The sequence below is a fragment of the Paenibacillus sp. S28 genome (genome assembly GCF_016624415.1).
Classification (GTDB): Bacteria; Bacillota; Bacilli; order Paenibacillales; family Paenibacillaceae; genus Paenibacillus_AQ; species Paenibacillus_AQ favisporus.
In genome coordinates this window covers 610,948-627,993 of the sequence record NZ_JACVTM010000001.1, presented here as the reverse complement: position 1 = coordinate 627,993, position 17,046 = coordinate 610,948, and the positions used below count along the sequence as shown (strand labels likewise).

Here is a 17,046-nt window from a genome sequence, read left to right as displayed (position 1 = left end):
TTTTAAACATTAGGGCAGGAATTGTCATGGCTTAAGGATCGATCGGTCTTCACACATTTGCCTAGTTGTCGTGAGCATATCGAGCATGCAGAAGCAAATGGTACAAACCGGGAAATAAAAAAGCCGCGAAGCTCGCGGCTTATCGAGTATTCAATTCGTTGAGGCAGCGTACCGCCAGATGGCTGTAATATTCCGCTGCCGGGAGCAGCGCGTCCTCTTCCGGATTAAACTTCGGATGATGCAGCGCATAGGGCGAGTTCGACCCTACGTACACAAATGCGCCGGGAATGTGCTGGAGATAGTATGAGAAATCCTCTCCTCCCATGCTTGGTCCAAGCACTTTAGTGACATAGCCGGATTCCTCCGCCGCATCGCTGGCAAACTTGGCCCAGTATGCGTCGTTGATCGTGGCTAGCGGTCCGGGATACCATTTCAGCTCGGCTGACACCCCCGCCGATGCTCCGATCCCGTCAATAATTTGCCGGATCGTGTCCGGAATCCGTTTCTGTACCTCCACATCGAGCGTCCTTACCGTTCCTTCGAGCTCCACTGTCCCAGGAAGGACGTTCCATGTGTTCCCACCGGAGATTCGGGTGACGCTGACCACGACGGCATCGAGTGCGCTAACCCGGCGGCTGGTGATCGTTTGCAGAGCCAGGATGATTTGGGAGGCGGCGACGATCGCATCGGTCCCTTTCTCAGGCGTTGCCGCATGGGCACCGATTCCGTTAATGACGATTTCGAACCGGTCAACGCCGGCAGTGATGGCGCCTTCGCATGTACCCAGTTCTCCTACCGCAAGCTCCGGCGAATTGTGAAGGCCGAAGATCGCCGATACGCCTTCCAACCCACCGGAGTCCACCACGTCTTTAGCTCCGTGTCCAGTCTCTTCGGCCGGCTGGAAAATGATACGTACGGATCCTTGAAGCTCTTGCTCCTTTTCCTTCAACAGACAGGCGGCTCCCAAGGCGACGGTTGTATGAAAATCGTGGCCGCAAGCATGCATTTTTCCTGCAAACTTGGATCGGAACGGAACGTCCGTCTCTTCATCGATCGGCAGCGCGTCGATATCCGCCCGCAGGGCCATGATCGGTTCCCTGCCGGTCCCGATTTGGGCGATGACCCCCGTCTTCAGGTTGGGTAAATCCAGAATTTCAATATCGGCTTCCTTCAGCCAAGCTTTGATTTTACGCGTCGTTTCGAACTCTTCATTGGATAATTCGGGTTCCAGATGCAGATTGCGGCGGATGTCCACCAAGCGTTCCTGCAGCTTCGCAGTGGAACCGGTATTCGTTAAACCGGGATTGGCCATGCGAATTCCTCCTTCTAACTCCGATGATGTAGTATACATTGTCATTCTTCAAGGTACCGGCTTAATTCTTCGGTATAACGCTCAATAAAGTGCAATATCAGCTTCTGCTCGTCCGGGGAATAACTGTCGAAGTCCCGGTCGATATCCGAGCTTCGGGACTCGTGATACCGGTAATGGCCTTCGAACGCAAGCTGTCCAAGCTCCGTCAGCCGGAAATGGACCTCTTTCTTGTTATCCTCCCGCTGGAACTTGCAGATGAGTCCCTTTGTGACCAATTTGGCGATCGTCTTGGAGGCGCTTCCCTTGGTGATGTTCAATATGCTGGCAAGCTCCGTCAGATTGGAGTCCCAATGCCTTCCAATGGCTTCAATCATATGGATTTCCGAATAATACAGCAGCATGCCGGACACATATTCTTTTGGTTTTTTATTCAGGAGATTATAAATTTCAAACATCCGTCCCAAGGCCAGGTCCACTTGAATATGAAACTGATCCAATACAAACGCTCCTCTAAATTGTTGTGTTCTTCAGAAACATTCACCTCATCTTATCCGTTCTTCCAAAATCCGTCAATCAAACGCATGGACCCATCGTGAAATCATGAAATGAACCTTTTCCAATGCCAGCTAATATCAACTAAAAAGTGTCACCCAGCATCGGTCGGACCGTTAGCTCTTCGACGACCGCCTGCGGGCTTAAAGACAAGATGGCTGCAACCAGCAAACCGATGTCGCTGCCTTCCAGCAGTCGGTCCGGGGCTGTTCGCTCATTGGAAACGCGCCGCTCTGTAAAGGTACCGCCGGGATGGATCAGCGTTACACCGACTCCGGCAGGCTTCAGCTCCTCCCGCAGACCGAGCGCGTAATTTCGGAGCGCCGCTTTGGAAATGCCGTACAGCGAGGTATCCGCCCGCAGTCCGGCCGTCGACCCGATGACCAGAATGCGTGGGTATTCACCTTGGCGGATCAGCGGAAGCAAAGTTCGCACCCAATTGTAGTTGGATACGACATTGGCCAGAAGGATGCGCTCCAGCTCTTCACCCTTTGGCTCTGTAACGGAACGGGTGTCATCGAAGAAAGCGGCAGCGTTCAAGATGAGAACATCCGGTTGGAATTGATGTTCCTTCATATATATAATGAGCCGATCCGGTGTTTCCTCGCTCGTCTGGTCTGCCGTGAAAACCAGTACATTCCCACCAAGCGCGGTTCGCGCTTCGGCCAATGATTCCCCGTTCCGCCCCACCAGCAGCAGTTCATGACCGGAGATGGACAGCTGCCTGGCAATCGCAAGTCCGATCCCACGGCTGCCCCCCGTAATGATGACTCTCATCGAAATCCCCCCATATCATCCGGTCCTTAGTCCCATTGATTCGGTTATATAAAATATTCGGTGTCATCGCTCTGGACCGGGTTGTTGATTGCCATATAAATCTTTTCCACGATACTCAAGAGTTCCATATCGTTCCGGTTACGAGGCCGTTCGAACGGAACGTCGAAGATTTGCTGGATGCGGCCGGGACGCGGACTGAGGAGGACAATCCTTGTCGCCAAATAGACGGCTTCAGCCACGTCATGCGTAATAAAAAAGATCGTCTTCTTCTCTTTCTCCCAAATACGTATCATTTCGTCCTGCAAGGTCAACCGCGTTAAATGGTCCACCGCGCTGAAAGGCTCGTCCATAAGGATGACCCGCGGATCGGCAACCAGCGTCCGGGCAAGCCCGGCGCGCTGCCTCATGCCCCCGGAGAGCTGATGTGGATACTTGTCCTCGAAACCCGCCAAGCCTACAAGCTCGATCGTCTTTTGAACTTTGGCGCGCCGCTCCTCGCGGCTGACGCCGGCAATCTCCAAGCCGAATTCGATATTGCGGCGGATGCTCCGCCAAGGGAACAACGCGGAATCCTGAAACACGACGCCGATGTCGCGGCTGGTTCCGGCTTGCAGAACCTGATCCAGCAGCACTTCTCCGCTCGTCTGGGAAAGCAGACCCGCAGTAATTTCCAGGAGCGTGCTTTTTCCGCAACCGCTTGGACCAAGCACGCACACAAATTCCCCGTCCTGCACCGTCAGGTTAATGTCGTGCAGCGCATAGGTTTGCTCTTCATCGATATTTTCGTATTCCTTGGTAATATGCCGAAGCTCGATTGTCGGCATGACATCAGCCCCTTTCCCGCTTCTCCATTTAATTGTTCGTCTTGTATTTCCCCAGCTTCAGCCTTTTGGCGACGCGCTCCGCAAACGTGTTGTCGAATGTGCCGTCGACCGAGATTTTGTCCCGCTGCATGCCGTATTGATTCAGCAGATCCTCGGTCACTTGCAGGCGGTTTTTATCGACGATCGGGTCATTCTCCCAGAGGACGATTTCCGATTCGATTGCTGTACGTGCCGTCTTCTCATCTAGGTTCAAATACTTGGCTGCCCAAGGCAGAAATTCATCCAGATGCGTCTTGGCGTATTCGTTGGCATAGAAATACACTTCGAGCACGCGTTCGACTACTTCTGGCTGCTCCTTGATCAGCTTCTCGCTGGCCACCAACACGCCGGTTTGGTATTTCGGCATAAACTCCCAAGTCTTGGCCAGCACATTCCCCTTGCCGGCTTGCTCCGCCATCGTTGCGAACGGCTGGTGAATAATCGTGGCATCGACTTCGCCCGATTCAAACGTCGCGTAGGCGGATTGATACACGCCGTTCGGCACAAGCTGAACATCCTTTTTCGGATCGATGCCGTTCTGCGAGAGCACCTCCATCAAGGTGAGCGGCATGCCGCCGATCGGCTGCGCAGAACCAATTTTTTTGCCTTTCAAGTCGGTGAACGACTTGATTTCGGGCTTGGCGATAATCCAATAAGCCCCGCGGCTTCTCCACATATTGCTGACGACTTTAATTTTCACCCCGTTCACAATGGCAGGGATATAGGTTCCGGGATCCCCGTCGGCGATGTCGACTTCTCCGGCTCCGAAAGCCGCAACCGGGTTAATCGTATCGACAAAGTTTAAATGAATGCCGGCATCCTCATACCAGTCTTTGTCAATGGCAAACTGATTGGCAATTCCGGTCATCCCTTTGGAAAAACCGGCCGTAAGGGTGACTTCCTTGTTATCCCGCCCTTTCCATGGCGGAACCCCTGAAGCGATATCCACAGTTGTAGTGTCCAGTGTACTTGAAGCTGCCTCCGTGCCGCTTCCAGCTTCGGCAGAACCAGTGGTGCTGGAGGAAGCGGGAGCATCCTTGGATGACGAGCCGCAAGCGGCGAGCGTGAAAACCAGGGAAAATGAGATAACTCCGCTAATTGTTTTGCTTAACCATTGATTTGAGTACATGTGACTCTTCCCCCCTTATTTAATGTAAAAATCTTAATCAGGCGACGCGGCTCGGCATCCACCGGCGGCATACCAATCTCTCGATCAGGTTGATCAGCCCGACGAACAGAACGGATAACACCGTCACTACAATGATGACTAAATACAATCTTGGCGTATTCAGCACAGCCTGGGACTCATTCAGCAGGAAACCAAGCCCGTTCTTGGCCGCAGCCATCTCGGCAAATACAACACCGGTGATCGCCGTCGCCGCCGTCACACGCAGCCCGTTGAAAATGGAAGGAAGCGCAGAAGGCAGCAAAACCTTGAATACCGTTTGCGCCCGGCTCGCCCTAAACACTTTTGCCAGCTTCAAATGCTCCGTTCGGGTCTGCTTGGAACCCGTTACGGTGTTATACAAAATGTTAAAAAAACAGAAAAGAATGACCAGGACGACCTTGCTCTTGAAGCCGATGCCGAACCATACAATGAGAAGCGGCATGATAGCCGTCTTTGGAATGGCCATGATCGCCGCCATCAGCGGGTCGATCAGCTTTTCCAATAACGGGAATGAAACGAACAGCACCCCAAGCCCGATGCCCGCCACCGCCGAAAAGAGGTATCCTACCGCAACCTCTTGGAGGGATACGGACAAATGCGGCCAAAGTGTGTTTTCTTTGAGCATATATACAAACTCCTGTACTATCTGGGACGGGGAAGCCAAGAATACTCGGCTCACCCATTCCTTGGACACCGCCAGCTGCATGCCCGCCAGCAGTGCGGCAATAAATGCAATTTGCACGAATCGGATCCATAGGTTTTTCGCTTTAGTGTCTTTTTTGGTACGTAACGCCATGCGATGCCTCTCCTTTCCTTCAGGCGTCCCCTACGACTACTTCAAATGATAGAAAGAACCGTGAATGTTGACGTACTCCTCTGGTGAGCCTTCCTGACCGCTGTTCAGTCCGACTAGAAACGGACGTTCTCCCCTTGATTGCAAGTACTCCCTAGCGGGTCCCTCTTGATCGGGCTCCAGAAATACCAGTTGGAACGAACCCAGATCAATGACTTGTTTCTTGCCCTTCCAATAGTCATCATAGACGGCTTCTCCGGCCTCTAAGTGGAGCCATTTCGCCCAACGGCTGACCGTCTTTCCCAAGTCGCGAACCGTAAACGCCACATAATCCAGAGTCATGGGACCCCGGGCATGATCCGTAATGGTGCCGTTTGCCGTCAGTTCAGCCCTTCTGTCTTCATCAGAATCATTCCATTGGATGAAGAATGGCAGCGGCAGTCCTTCGTCAGGCAATCCTGCGAACAACAGCTTCCATTCCAGCAGTTTCCCGTCCGGCCTTCTGCGGGAACAATCCACAGGGCCGATCACCTGATTACCCTCGGCGGCCAGCTGCTCCGCCAAATCATCAATTTGCTCCGTCCGCAGCGCGATCCGGCTGAGCCCTTCGACATAACCGTCACCTGCCAGCGTATCCACGAGCCCGTAACGCTGGGTATCCTGGTGGGGAGGCAGCAGCTTCGGGTCAAAAATGCCGATCCATTCGATATAGCGAAGATCAAAATACGTCAGTGCGTTGTACGTTCCTACCAATTCGTGCCTCCCGCCGTTCACCGTATGAATCCCCTGCCCTGCTAGTTCTTCCGGCGCTTGCTCAGGTTTATTCACAAAATGTACGGCATGATCAAACGTTAATTGGACTCCCATGGTTCGCTCCTCCTTGGCTTGTTTAAGGATGAATGATGATCTTGCCGAAAAATTCCCGTTCTTCAATCAAGCGGTGCGCTTCCCTGATATCTTCCAGCGGCAGTACGCGGTCGATGACCGGCTTCAGTTTTTTACGGCTTACCAAATCCAGCAGCGTATGCAGATCTCCCTCTCCCCAGCCGTTGGAGCCGATGATCGAAATCTCGCGGACCCATACGTACCGGAGGTCCGTAACGGCCTCGAATCCCGTCGTCGCTCCGCAGGTCAGAATCCGTCCTCCTTTGCGTGTCGCTTTGATGCTCTGCGGCCAGGTGGCTTTGCCGGTATAGTCCACTACAATATCCGCGCCTTGCTTGTCCGTCAAAGCCCATACTTCCTTGGAAAAATCGGTTTTGCTGTAATTGATTACATGATCCGCTCCAAGCTCTTTCAGCTTCTCCGCCTTGCTGTCCGATCCGGCTGCCGCAATAATGCGTGCCCCTGCCAGCTTGGCGATCAGCACCGCGGCATTCCCTACGCCGCCGCTAGCCCCCAAGATGACAATCGTTTCGTTGGCCTGAAGCCTGCCCTGCGTAATCAGCATCCGCCAGGCCGTTCCATAGGCGATCGGCAGTGCAGCCGCCTCGTCAAAGGAGATGTCTTCCGGAAGAGGAATCAAATTGATTGCCGGAACCTTTACGTATTCCGCCAGTCCACCCGTCGTATCCTCACCGAGTGCCCCTTTGCCCGGGATATGCGGATCGATCAGGACCCGGTCACCGGGATTAACGTTCGTGACCCCGGATCCGATCTCTTCGACGACGCCGGCGACGTCTCCGCCCGAAATATGGGGCAGGTCCAGTTTTCTTCCAGGAATCCCTCTCCTAACGAAAATATCCAAATGGTTCAGGGATACCGCCTTAACTTTGACCAGAACTTCTCCATGACCAGCTTCCGGTTTCGGATAATCCCCCACCACTACATTGTTTCGATCTCCATGTTCAAGAATCAGCGCTGCTTTCATATCGATTTGCCCACTCCTTTTTGTAATTGTTCGGCCAACATTTGTTTGAGCCGCGTCCGATCCACTTTCCCCGGACCGGTCAGCGGAAAAGCGTCCAATTCGTAAATCTCGCGAGGATGCGCATAGGCCGGTCCCCGCTCGATGAAGAACCGCTTGATTTCCTCACGATCGGTGTGATGATTCAACACGACAAATGCTACCGGCACTTCCCCCTTGAGTTCGTGAGGGATCGGAAGAACACAGGCATCCTCGACATGCGGATGCTGGAGCAGGATGTTTTCGACTTCCTTCGGATAGACGTTCTCGCCGCCTACGTTGATCATGTCGTCCTTGCGTCCAACAATGTAGACATAACCCTCATCGTCCTGCCACGCCATATCTCCTGTTTTGAGCCAGCCGTCTGAGGTGATCCGTTTGCGCGTCACGTCCGGCAGATTCCAATAGCCGTCCGCTACACCGGGGTTACTCACCCACAATTCGCCAATCGTTCCTTCCGGGACATCTGCTTCTGTTGCATTCACGACCCGAATCGAACATCCCGGCAGCGGAAAGCCGGCTGATCCCGGCTTGTGCAGGCCTTTACGCGACTCCAGCACAACCGGTCCTCCTTCGGTAAGGCCGTAACCTTCATACACCTCGATACCCATCCACTGCTTGATGTCCTCCAGGAGTTCAACCGGCGTATCGGACGACCCGCATATCGCATACTTCAGTGAGCTGAGATCATAAGAAGCGGGTGACTCTTTCAGGTGAGTCACAAGCATGCGGTACAGGGCTGGAACGCCGGAAATATAAGTGGCCCGATGCGTCCCGATCGCATGAAAAATAGCCGCAGGCTCAGGCGCCGGAAGGATAACGGCAGATGACCCGGAATAAAACACCGCCTTCATGGACAGCATGGCATTTTTGTGATAAAGAGGCAGGGATATCACGATCCGGTCTTCCTGCTGCAAGTCGCGGATTTCGGCAATCGCCTTGACGTTCCACAACTGACCGCTGTGAGTGAGGCGGCATCCTTTGGGATTTCCCGTAGATCCGGAAGTGTACGGAAGCAGGCACAGATCGCCTCCGCGGGTCGGATACAGGTCCAACTGGGTATCCTGTGACGATAGTATTTCATCATACACCAATGAATTCAGCCCGAGATCGTCCGGATGTGATTCCGTCGTGCAGATGACGCTTGCCGCGACATCTGCCTCCTGATGAATGATCTTTGCCTTGTCCCCCATAGATGAGTGGTAGACCAGCAAGCGGCTGCCGCTATCCTTGTATATATAAGCAAGCGTATCTGCGCCCAGCTTCGAATTCATCGGCACCGGAACCGCTCCTATTGTCATCAGTCCGAAGCAGATTTCCAAAAACCTGAAGTCATTGATGAATAGCACGGCCACCCGGTCTCCGGGCTCAACACCAAGTCCGGCAAACAAATTGCCCGCTTGGTTTGTACGGCTCTGAAGCTCACCGTAGTTTATCGTTCTCCCTTGGGCAATGATCGCAGGACTTAAAGGAGCGCGGGCTGCCGAGGAACGAATGATTTCTGCAAAATTGTAAGAGTTCATCGCTGCTCCACCTTTGTATTCTGAATATTGTTGGCTTCTTACTCCTGTTTTGAGCTAAACAATCCTCTTCCGATCGCAACGGCTTTACCGGATGTATCGGCTGCCACGATGTCGGCGATGCTGACGCTCCTCCCCAGCTTGACTACGGAAGCGGTAAACAGCAGATCCCCCGCCCTGCCGGGACGCAAGTAGTCGATTTTGAGATCGACCGTCGGAACCGGCTGATTCAGCTGACTGAACACGGCAAAATATCCGGCGATGTCGATGACAGTGGCAAGAATCCCCCCGTGGATATATCCGTCGGCAGAGGTATAAAAGAGCTCGTTATAGGGCAGCCGGATCGTAACGGACTGCTCGTTCACTTCTTCGAGCCGGATGCCCAAAAATTGATGAAACTTCGTACCGGTCAGAACCGGCTCAATTTCTTCTCGAGTTAAAACGGCGGCCATTTGAGGTTCACCTCCTTTTTGTTTGCCTATGAAACATTTTTATTCATACTAAACCGGTAGGAATTAAATGTCTAATTGAACTTTTCTATATAAAATCAAATAAAATCTATATGTCATTGACGCAGGGCTCGACATTGATCTATAGTTCTCACTAAACTTCGACAAAGAGGAGATCAATTCATGGAGACGCCGCTGAAGCAAATCTATCAGATTCGCATCCCGCTTCCCTTTCGACTCAATCATGTGAACAGCTATCTCGTTCAGGACGGGTCTTTTTGGAGCGTCATCGATCCCGGGCTGGACACCTTAGTTACCGAGAAATCATGGGTGCAGACGCTGCATCAGCTCAATGTAAAGCCCTCTGATATCCGCAATATTTACATCACGCATTTCCATCCTGACCATTATGGGTTTGCCGGTAAGATGCAGCGCTGGACGGGAGCCGAAGTGAATGCAAGTAGTGAGACTTATGCCTTGGCGGAGCACTATTATAGACAAGAGCAGTCGGAGCGAAATCTCCATTTTTATTTGAAAAGCGGCATGCCGGAGACGCTTGCTCAGGATGTAGCTGAGCTGGATTCACGGCTGCTCCATCAAATTTCCCCAATTACGGGTACAAGGGTAAACCTGCTCGAAGGTGACTCGATCGTGCTCGCCGGGGAGCTGTATGAAATCGTACTTGGCGGCGGTCATGCCGAGGGCAGCGTGGGGTTTTGGAATGCGGAGAGGCAGGCGCTGGTTGGCGGGGATCTGCTGCTGCAGAAAATTACGCCCAACATCACATATCAGTTCGAAGAGGATGAGGGGAATCCGCTTGAGTCATATTTCGAGACATTGAACGCGCTGCAAAGACGGATGGTTCGCACCGTTCTGCCCGGACACGGACCGGTGTTTCAGCCGCAGACGGACTATTTTGATTCGGTGATCGCCCACCATAAGGAGCGGCTCGATCATGTCCTGGGCATTGTACATGAAGCTGGAAGCGCTGGTACTACGATATATGACATTAGCATGAGGCTGTTCTCCAAAGTTTTTGACAAGGACAGCGCACGGTTTGCGCTTGGGGAAACCGCAGCACACGTACGTTACCTGGAACGACAAAAACTCTTGCGGGTGCAAGAGTCCGGGGGAAAGTATTCTGTTTTTGAAAATGTATAATATTAGCTTCACATGGCCGTTATTCCACACATCCAGCAATAGTAGTACGATCGTCAAACAATCATTAATCTAAAAAAAGAAAGGTCCGGTAAATCCGGACCTTCGTCTCTTTCATGAATAAAATCAATACAAACTTTCAAGCTCATCGATCAGGGAACCGACATAAGCGGCCGCACTGCGGATCGGATCGGGCTGAGACATGTCCACGCCAGCCAGCTTCATCAGTTCCAGTGGGCTCATAGAGCCACCGGCTTTTAACACTTCGAGCCAGCGGTCCACCGCAGGCTGTCCTTCCTCCCGGATCAGCTTGGCGACGGCAGTGGATGCAGAGAGGCCGGCTGCATAGGTGTAAGGATACAAGCTCATATAATAATGCGGCTGGCGCATCCAGGTTAACTTGGCTTCTTCGTCGATGACCACGTCCGCTCCCCAGAACGATGACAGGATATCGCCTTTCAGCTCGCACAAGGTTACCGCAGTGATCGGCACATTCTTCATGGCCAGATCGTAAACTCTACGCTGGAGCTCGCCTTCCAGTAAATGCGTCACAAAGTTATGGAAGTACGTACCGAGCAGCTGCGAAATCACCCAGCGGCGCATTCTAGGTTCACTGGACCGCGCCAGAAGATGATCCGCCAGCAAGAGCTCGTTCATCGTTGACGGTGCCTCGATAAAATACAGGGACGGACGGGCATTCGTCAGCCGCTGGTATTTCGCTGCGAGCATCAAATGGCCGGCATGCCCTACTTCGTGAGCGAGCGTAAACGCCCCGCGCATGCTGTCGGACCAGCTGATCAGAATATACGAGTGTACGCCCGGAATCGACGAGCAGAAAGCCCCCGTGCGTTTGCCGGCGTTGTCCGCATAATCCACCCAGCGGTTGCGGAAGGCATCCGATACGATTTCCCCGTACTCCGGTCCGAGGATAGCCAAAGCCTCCTTGATCAGTTCTCCGGCTTCCTGAAAAGATATTTCCGGGTTGTAATCGGGATCGAGCGGCGCTTTCAGGTCGGCAAACGTCATCTCATCCAACTGGAGCACCTTTTTCTTCAGGGCGGCATATCTGCGCATATGCGGCGCTAGCTCCTCCTGCAAAATATCCAGGACGTTGTTGTACATCTCCTTGGTGACCTGCTGCGGCTGCAGAAGCATATCGGTCACGGACTCGTAACCGCGCAGACGGGATTCAATGACCTGCCGCTTGACTTCGGTGCCGTATGCCTCGGCAAACGTATTCCGGTATTTGTGCAGCGTGTCGCTGAACGCTTTAAACGAGTTGCGGCGCAGTTTCGTATCAGGCGATTCGCAGTACTTATTCTCGTACAGGGCAAACGAGACCGGTACTTCTTCTCCTTGGCCGTTCACCGCCTGCTTGAAGGTCATATCGGCCAACTTGCTCCGTTCATAAATCCGGTAAGGGGCATCCAATACCTCGCCCAGCGAGGCCAGCACCTTCTCCGTTTCCGCCGTCAAGCGGTGGGGCTTCGTTTGCAGGAGCAGGCGAAGGCTGCGCTCGAATTCCCGCAGTTCAGGCTGATCTGCTATGTACTGGTCAATCGTACCGTCCGGAAGCGCAATGATTTCGGATTTGATAAAAGACAACGCCGAGCTGACTTGCGACGCAAGGTCACGCGCTTTCGAAGCGTTCGTCTGATTCTCCGGATTGATGCTGTCGCCGGACTGATGCAGGTAAGCGTACGCTCCTGCCCGGCTCATTCTGCCGGAAAGCTCTTCCTGGGCCTGCAGGCAGGCCAGCAAAGTGTCAGCGCCTTGACTTAGTTCGCCTTCATATTTCGTCACCGTGCCGATATCCCGCTGAATATCATTTAATTCTTGTTCCCATGCTTCTTTAGACGGAAAAATATCATCCAGGTTCCAGGTGGTTTCCACCGGCACTTCAGCCCGTGTTAAAATTTTCGACATATGCAAAGCCCCTCTCCCATGTACTTGAATTGACCATTGTATAAATACCAATATGCTCCATTGTATCATAGATGGATACGGTAACGGTAAGCGTTTTATTGATACAACGAATTGTCCTTCCGGTAGTGTGAAGGGGACATGCCGACGATTTTGCGGAAGGTGGCGAGGAAGTGGCTGTACTCCTCGAACCCGACTTCAACGGCGATTTCGGCAAGCGGCCTGTTTGTGGCAAGCAGCAGTTCCTGCGCTTTCCCGATTCTTACCTGCAGCAAATATTGGTAAGGAGACACTATTAAATGTGTGCGGAACAGAAGCCGCAGATGGCCCTCGCTCGTATTGGCAACCTTGGCCAAATCTCCAAGTCTAATGGGAGCTGCATACGACCTTTGAATAAAAGCGCAAACTTCGCGCACCCTCTCGTCGACGACCGGTTCCGGGGTCATCAGGTGCGGCTCCAGAACGCGGATCATTTCGGCAAACCAGTTCAGGCAGACTGCCTGTGCCTGCAGTTGCCTTGCGGCTTGGGAGATGGATAGCATACCGTCTCCTCTGCTGGAGGCCTTCTCCGAATCATGCGGCTGCCAGGCACGAACGAGATTGTACCAGCTGTCCTTAAGCCTTTGCCCATCCTCATTATTTTGAATCCGGAAGCGGGGAGGCAGCCCGTACAATTCGGACCACTTGATCCCATACATGTATACCGACACACTGGCTGACAAATAATGGATCGCTCCTCCTTCCCCCTCCCCTCCTTCCGTCATAAAAGTGGTGTTCGGCGGAATCAGGACCACTTCTCCCGGCTGCAAGTCATAGACTTGTGATCCGGCGAGCAGCCTGCGGCGTCCGGACAGAATATACCACAGCGTAACGCCGGGGTTGCGGTACCCCGGAGCGTTCCATTCCGGGCTGCGGATCCATTCAAACGCAGACTGCAGTACCACTTTGTAGGGTTCATGTACGATTCCAATCGGATCAGGGAACATTTCAACAGCCACCTCGGGTTCGGTATGACATTGCCATGTTGTTCGTTTTTTATGAGAAAATCATCGTTCTTTTCTACTGGATAATCTTCCGTTTATTTTAACATAGATCTATGATAGAGGACCTGATCCAAGAAAGGGATGATGGAATGAAGGCCATTATGGTCATGTTTGATACGTTAAACCGGCGCATGCTTCCTTCCTATGGCTGCGATTGGACGCATCTCCCCAACTTTCGCCGATTGGAAGAGCGGACGGCGGTTTTTGACCGCAGCTTTGTCGGCAGCATGCCATGCGTGCCTGCACGCCGGGAGCTGCATACCGGGCGCTACAATTTCCTGCATCGGAGCTGGGGGCCGCTTGAGCCTTACGACGATTCCATGCCGGAGATTTTGAAAAACGAAGGTGTACATACGCATCTGGTCACGGATCATCAGCATTATTGGGAGGATGGCGGGGCGACGTACCACAGCCGCTATACGACCTACGAGTTCATCCGCGGTCAGGAAGGCGACGCCTGGAAAGGCCGGCTGAAGGACCCGGTCATCCCCCCGCAAGCCGTTGACCGTCCGCTGACGGGCATGTTCCGCCAGGACTGGATCAACCGCGAGTTTGCCAAAGAAGAAGAACGTTATCCGCAAGCCTTAACCTTTGAGGCGGGTTTGGAATTTATCCGGGCGAATGCGGATCAGGACCGCTGGTTTCTGCAGCTCGAGACCTTTGACCCCCATGAGCCTTTCCGGGCGCCGGAACGGTTTCGAAAACTGTACCCTCATGCATATGAAGGCAAGCATTTCGACTGGCCGCCGTATGAAGAAGTCCGGCAGTCCCCGGAAGAAGTGGAGCATTTGCGGTATGAATATGCCGCCCTGCTGTCGATGTGCGATCACTACCTCGGTCAGGTGCTCGACTTGATGGATCAGAACACCATGTGGCAGGATACGATGCTGATCGTGAACACGGATCACGGATTTCTGCTGGGCGAGCATGATTGGTGGGCCAAATGCATTCAGCCTTTCTACAACGAGGTGGCCCATACACCGCTCTATATTTGGGATCCGCGCTCGGGCGTTCAGGGGGAGCGTAGACAAAGCCTGGTGCAGACGATCGATTTAGCGCCAACCCTGCTGGAGTTTTTTGATGTTGAAATCCCTGGGGATATGACCGGGCGTCCCCTCCGAGACACCATTGCGCTGGATACGCCGGTGCGCAAGACCGCGTTATTCGGCTTGCATGGGGGCCATGTAAACTGTACGGACGGACAGTACGTGTACATGCGTGCGCCAGCAGGCCCAGAGAATGGACCGCTCTACAACTACACCCTCATGCCAACGCATATGCGCACACGCTTTTCGGTCGAGGAGCTGCAAAACATCGAGCTGGCGCCTCCGTTTGCATTTACCAAAGGCGTGTCCCAGATGAAAATTCCCTCGGAATCTTTGAAACGTTACCATGGATTCGGCACGATGCTGTTCGATATGGAGAAGGATCCCGGGCAGAAGCATCCGTTCCGGGATGAGGACATCGAGCAGAAATTGACCGGGTACATGCTGGAACTGATGACTGCCCACGATGCGCCGGAAGAGCAATACGTTCGGCTCGGTTTGGAGGGATACAGACGTAAGGCGCAGTGATACTTTACAAAAACCTCATAAAAAGAACGGCAATCTCCTCACAAACCGTGTTGGGGATTGCCGTTTGTTCACTGTAGACCTTCGCCGCTGTTCGGGTAGATCCCAGGCGCATATCGTATATTTTACCTTGTTTATCGAATGTCACACCGGATGCTCCGTCAGCTTGCCTTTATCCAGATAAAATACCCGGTCGCAATATGGGAGCACCCTGTCGTCATGCGTAACCATCACCGCGCTTTTCCGCTGCTCCTTGACCTGCTTCGCAATCATGGCGACAACTTCCAACCCTCGCGGAGCATCCAGGCTTGCTGTCGGCTCATCGGCGAACAATACGGCGGGGTCATTCATCAGCGCCCTGGCGATCGCCACCCGCTGCCGTTCACCCCCGGAAAGCTTATGCGGATAAGCATTTTTCCGATGCGTCAGCCCCATTCTCTGAAGTAGTTCGTCCGCCCTCTGAGTGCAAACCTCCTTGCTGCTCCCCGCCAGCTTAGCCACGAGCATCAGCTGCTCCTCCACCTTGAGATACGGTATCAGATTGGCGTTCTGAAAAATAAAACCCATCTTCCGCAGGCGAAGCTCTGAAAGGGCTTGTTTGTCCTGGCCAATGATGGACTTGCCGTCTATCAAAACATCTCCTCCGGTTGGCTCCAGCAGCGCCCCAGCGATCGACAAAAATGTGCTCTTACCGGAGCCCGACGGTCCCATGACGGCGACCAGTTCCCCTTCCGCTACCTTCAAGTTGAGACGGTCCAGGATCGTCCGCTGAAATCCACCGTCTGCAAAAGTGCGTGTGATGTCGTGCATTTCCAAACGATTGTTCATGCTGCTGCCCTCCCTATTGCGTCCAATGCTTCGATGCGGGCTACCTTCCACACCGAAAACAGCGAGCCGGCCAAGGACATCGCGATAAACGCAGCGCAGGTAAGCGCGAGCATGTCCACCCCTAACTGAAACGGCATCGTCCCGGGAAGCGCCATTTCCAACACTTTGATCAGAAAAATGCTGACCGCCAAGCTGAATACGGATAAGAGCAGTACTTGAAGCGTCACGCTTCCGGCCAGATACGAAGTGCGCGTGCCAATCGCTTTGAGGATGCCGAATTGGCTCGTTTTTTGAATCGTGATGACGTAAAAGAAGACAGCCAGCACGAACGCCGAGATAACAAACAGGAACGCAATCATCATCAGAAGCGAGCCCTGCTCCTCTTTGTATCCGGGAATCGCCGACACAGCATCCGCCTTCTTAATGATCTCTGTGTTCGGAACCGCACTTTGAAGCTTAGAGACCTGCCCCTCCGTTGCTTTAACCGCAACCGCGTTATATGCGGCCTGCCCTTCGGCTCTGCTGGACCCTGATTGCGCAGAAGAAGGCGAATGAAGTCCCATCCACTCCTCCTTGCTCAAGAACACGGCTGGAGCGTGGCTGAAGGACTCATTTTTGACAAAACCGGTTACGGTCCACCGGGTTCCCGAAGCTTGATCGACCAGGATGGAACCTAATCTGACGCCGTGCTCCGCCAGCTTCTCATCCACGACGACACCGCCTGTTTCCTGTTTCTCCGCAGCCCCCATGGTTAGATCCGGTGCCAGCCATCCTTTAGGATTAACGGCTAACAGCGCAACGTCGATTTTTTGAATGCCACCGGAAAGAACGACGCTCGTCATTTGCACCCCCAGCGGTTCCGCATTCGATTCGCCTACGACGGACCGGGTCTGTTTGAGCTTCTCCCCACTGATTTGTGATCGGGTAAAACGATGATCGGATCCTTGCTCCAGCACGAAATGGGTGGCGGGCATATTTTGGATCGAGGCTGCATTATCATAGGCCAGGCCCTGGGCCAGACCTGTGACGAACAGCACGAGAAACGAAATCAGCAGCATAATGGCTGCAATCAACGTATACCGGGCCTTGGCGAATCTGATTTCCCGTAAAGCCAAATACATCCTGCTTCCCTCCTTTGGAATGAGTCCAGTATAGGAAGCGAATGTGAACGGCGCATGAATGG

Annotated in this window: 16 protein-coding genes; 2 read left to right on the top strand and 14 right to left on the bottom strand. The window is 53.3% G+C overall.

Annotated elements, in window-relative coordinates; translation table 11 throughout:
- Positions 1-139 precede the first annotated feature (139 nt).
- From IAE55_RS02750 to IAE55_RS02705, 10 genes are all read right to left on the bottom strand, one after another.
- Positions 140-1,312, bottom strand: a complete 1,173-nt coding sequence (locus tag IAE55_RS02750; protein ID WP_145157320.1) for an amidohydrolase — start codon at positions 1,310-1,312, stop codon at positions 140-142.
- A gap of 41 nt (positions 1,313-1,353) precedes the next feature.
- Positions 1,354-1,809, bottom strand: coding sequence for a MarR family winged helix-turn-helix transcriptional regulator (locus IAE55_RS02745; protein ID WP_145157319.1), 456 nt, complete (start codon positions 1,807-1,809; stop codon positions 1,354-1,356).
- A gap of 139 nt (positions 1,810-1,948) precedes the next feature.
- Positions 1,949-2,641 carry an SDR family oxidoreductase gene (locus tag IAE55_RS02740; RefSeq protein WP_200630856.1) on the bottom strand — a complete coding sequence of 231 codons (693 nt, stop codon included), beginning with the start codon at positions 2,639-2,641 and terminating at the stop codon, positions 1,949-1,951.
- A gap of 44 nt (positions 2,642-2,685) precedes the next feature.
- Positions 2,686-3,465: an ABC transporter ATP-binding protein gene (locus IAE55_RS02735; RefSeq protein WP_145157317.1), complete on the bottom strand. Its 780-nt coding sequence runs from the start codon at positions 3,463-3,465 to the stop codon at positions 2,686-2,688.
- Positions 3,466-3,493: 28 nt separating this feature from the next.
- Positions 3,494-4,633, bottom strand: coding sequence for an ABC transporter substrate-binding protein (locus tag IAE55_RS02730; protein ID WP_145157316.1), 1,140 nt, complete (start codon positions 4,631-4,633; stop codon positions 3,494-3,496).
- Positions 4,634-4,670: 37 nt separating this feature from the next.
- A complete protein-coding gene (locus tag IAE55_RS02725; protein WP_145157315.1) occupies positions 4,671-5,468 on the bottom strand; it encodes an ABC transporter permease in 798 nt (265 codons plus the stop codon).
- A 36-nt stretch (positions 5,469-5,504) separates the two neighbouring features.
- Complete coding sequence (locus tag IAE55_RS02720; RefSeq protein ID WP_145157314.1) at positions 5,505-6,332, bottom strand: VOC family protein; 828 nt, start codon at positions 6,330-6,332, stop codon at positions 5,505-5,507.
- Between the two features lie 22 nt (positions 6,333-6,354).
- A complete protein-coding gene (locus IAE55_RS02715) occupies positions 6,355-7,335 on the bottom strand; it encodes a zinc-binding dehydrogenase (RefSeq protein ID WP_116230587.1) in 981 nt (326 codons plus the stop codon).
- Positions 7,332-8,894, bottom strand: a complete 1,563-nt coding sequence (locus tag IAE55_RS02710; RefSeq protein WP_200630855.1) for a class I adenylate-forming enzyme family protein — start codon at positions 8,892-8,894, stop codon at positions 7,332-7,334. Before IAE55_RS02710 ends, IAE55_RS02715 begins: the two co-directional genes overlap by 4 nt.
- A gap of 38 nt (positions 8,895-8,932) precedes the next feature.
- Entirely contained in the window at positions 8,933-9,343 is a 411-nt protein-coding gene (locus IAE55_RS02705) for a PaaI family thioesterase (RefSeq protein WP_105443060.1), read from the bottom strand.
- A 180-nt stretch (positions 9,344-9,523) separates the two neighbouring features.
- Here IAE55_RS02705 and IAE55_RS02700 point away from each other — a divergent pair, with 180 nt between their 5' ends.
- The gene (locus IAE55_RS02700; protein ID WP_200630854.1) at positions 9,524-10,501 is read left to right on the top strand and encodes an MBL fold metallo-hydrolase; all 978 of its coding nucleotides are present in this window, start codon (positions 9,524-9,526) and stop codon (positions 10,499-10,501) included.
- Between the two features lie 123 nt (positions 10,502-10,624).
- Here IAE55_RS02700 and pepF read toward each other — a convergent pair whose 3' ends face one another.
- Both pepF and IAE55_RS02690 read right to left on the bottom strand, forming a co-directional pair.
- Positions 10,625-12,424, bottom strand: coding sequence for an oligoendopeptidase F (gene pepF / locus IAE55_RS02695; protein WP_200630853.1), 1,800 nt, complete (start codon positions 12,422-12,424; stop codon positions 10,625-10,627).
- A gap of 95 nt (positions 12,425-12,519) precedes the next feature.
- Positions 12,520-13,407, bottom strand: coding sequence for an AraC family transcriptional regulator (locus tag IAE55_RS02690; RefSeq protein WP_200630852.1), 888 nt, complete (start codon positions 13,405-13,407; stop codon positions 12,520-12,522).
- A gap of 146 nt (positions 13,408-13,553) precedes the next feature.
- Between IAE55_RS02690 and IAE55_RS02685 the strand changes: the two genes are divergently transcribed.
- Complete coding sequence (locus IAE55_RS02685) at positions 13,554-15,038, top strand: sulfatase (RefSeq protein WP_200630851.1); 1,485 nt, start codon at positions 13,554-13,556, stop codon at positions 15,036-15,038.
- 141 nt (positions 15,039-15,179) lie between these two features.
- On the opposite strand, the gene IAE55_RS02680 is transcribed toward IAE55_RS02685, so the two are convergent.
- Complete coding sequence (locus IAE55_RS02680; RefSeq protein ID WP_200630850.1) at positions 15,180-15,863, bottom strand: ABC transporter ATP-binding protein; 684 nt, start codon at positions 15,861-15,863, stop codon at positions 15,180-15,182.
- A complete protein-coding gene (locus IAE55_RS02675; protein ID WP_200630849.1) occupies positions 15,860-16,984 on the bottom strand; it encodes an ABC transporter permease in 1,125 nt (374 codons plus the stop codon). The genes IAE55_RS02680 and IAE55_RS02675 overlap by 4 nt, the downstream gene beginning before the upstream one ends.
- Positions 16,985-17,046: the final 62 nt, after the last annotated feature.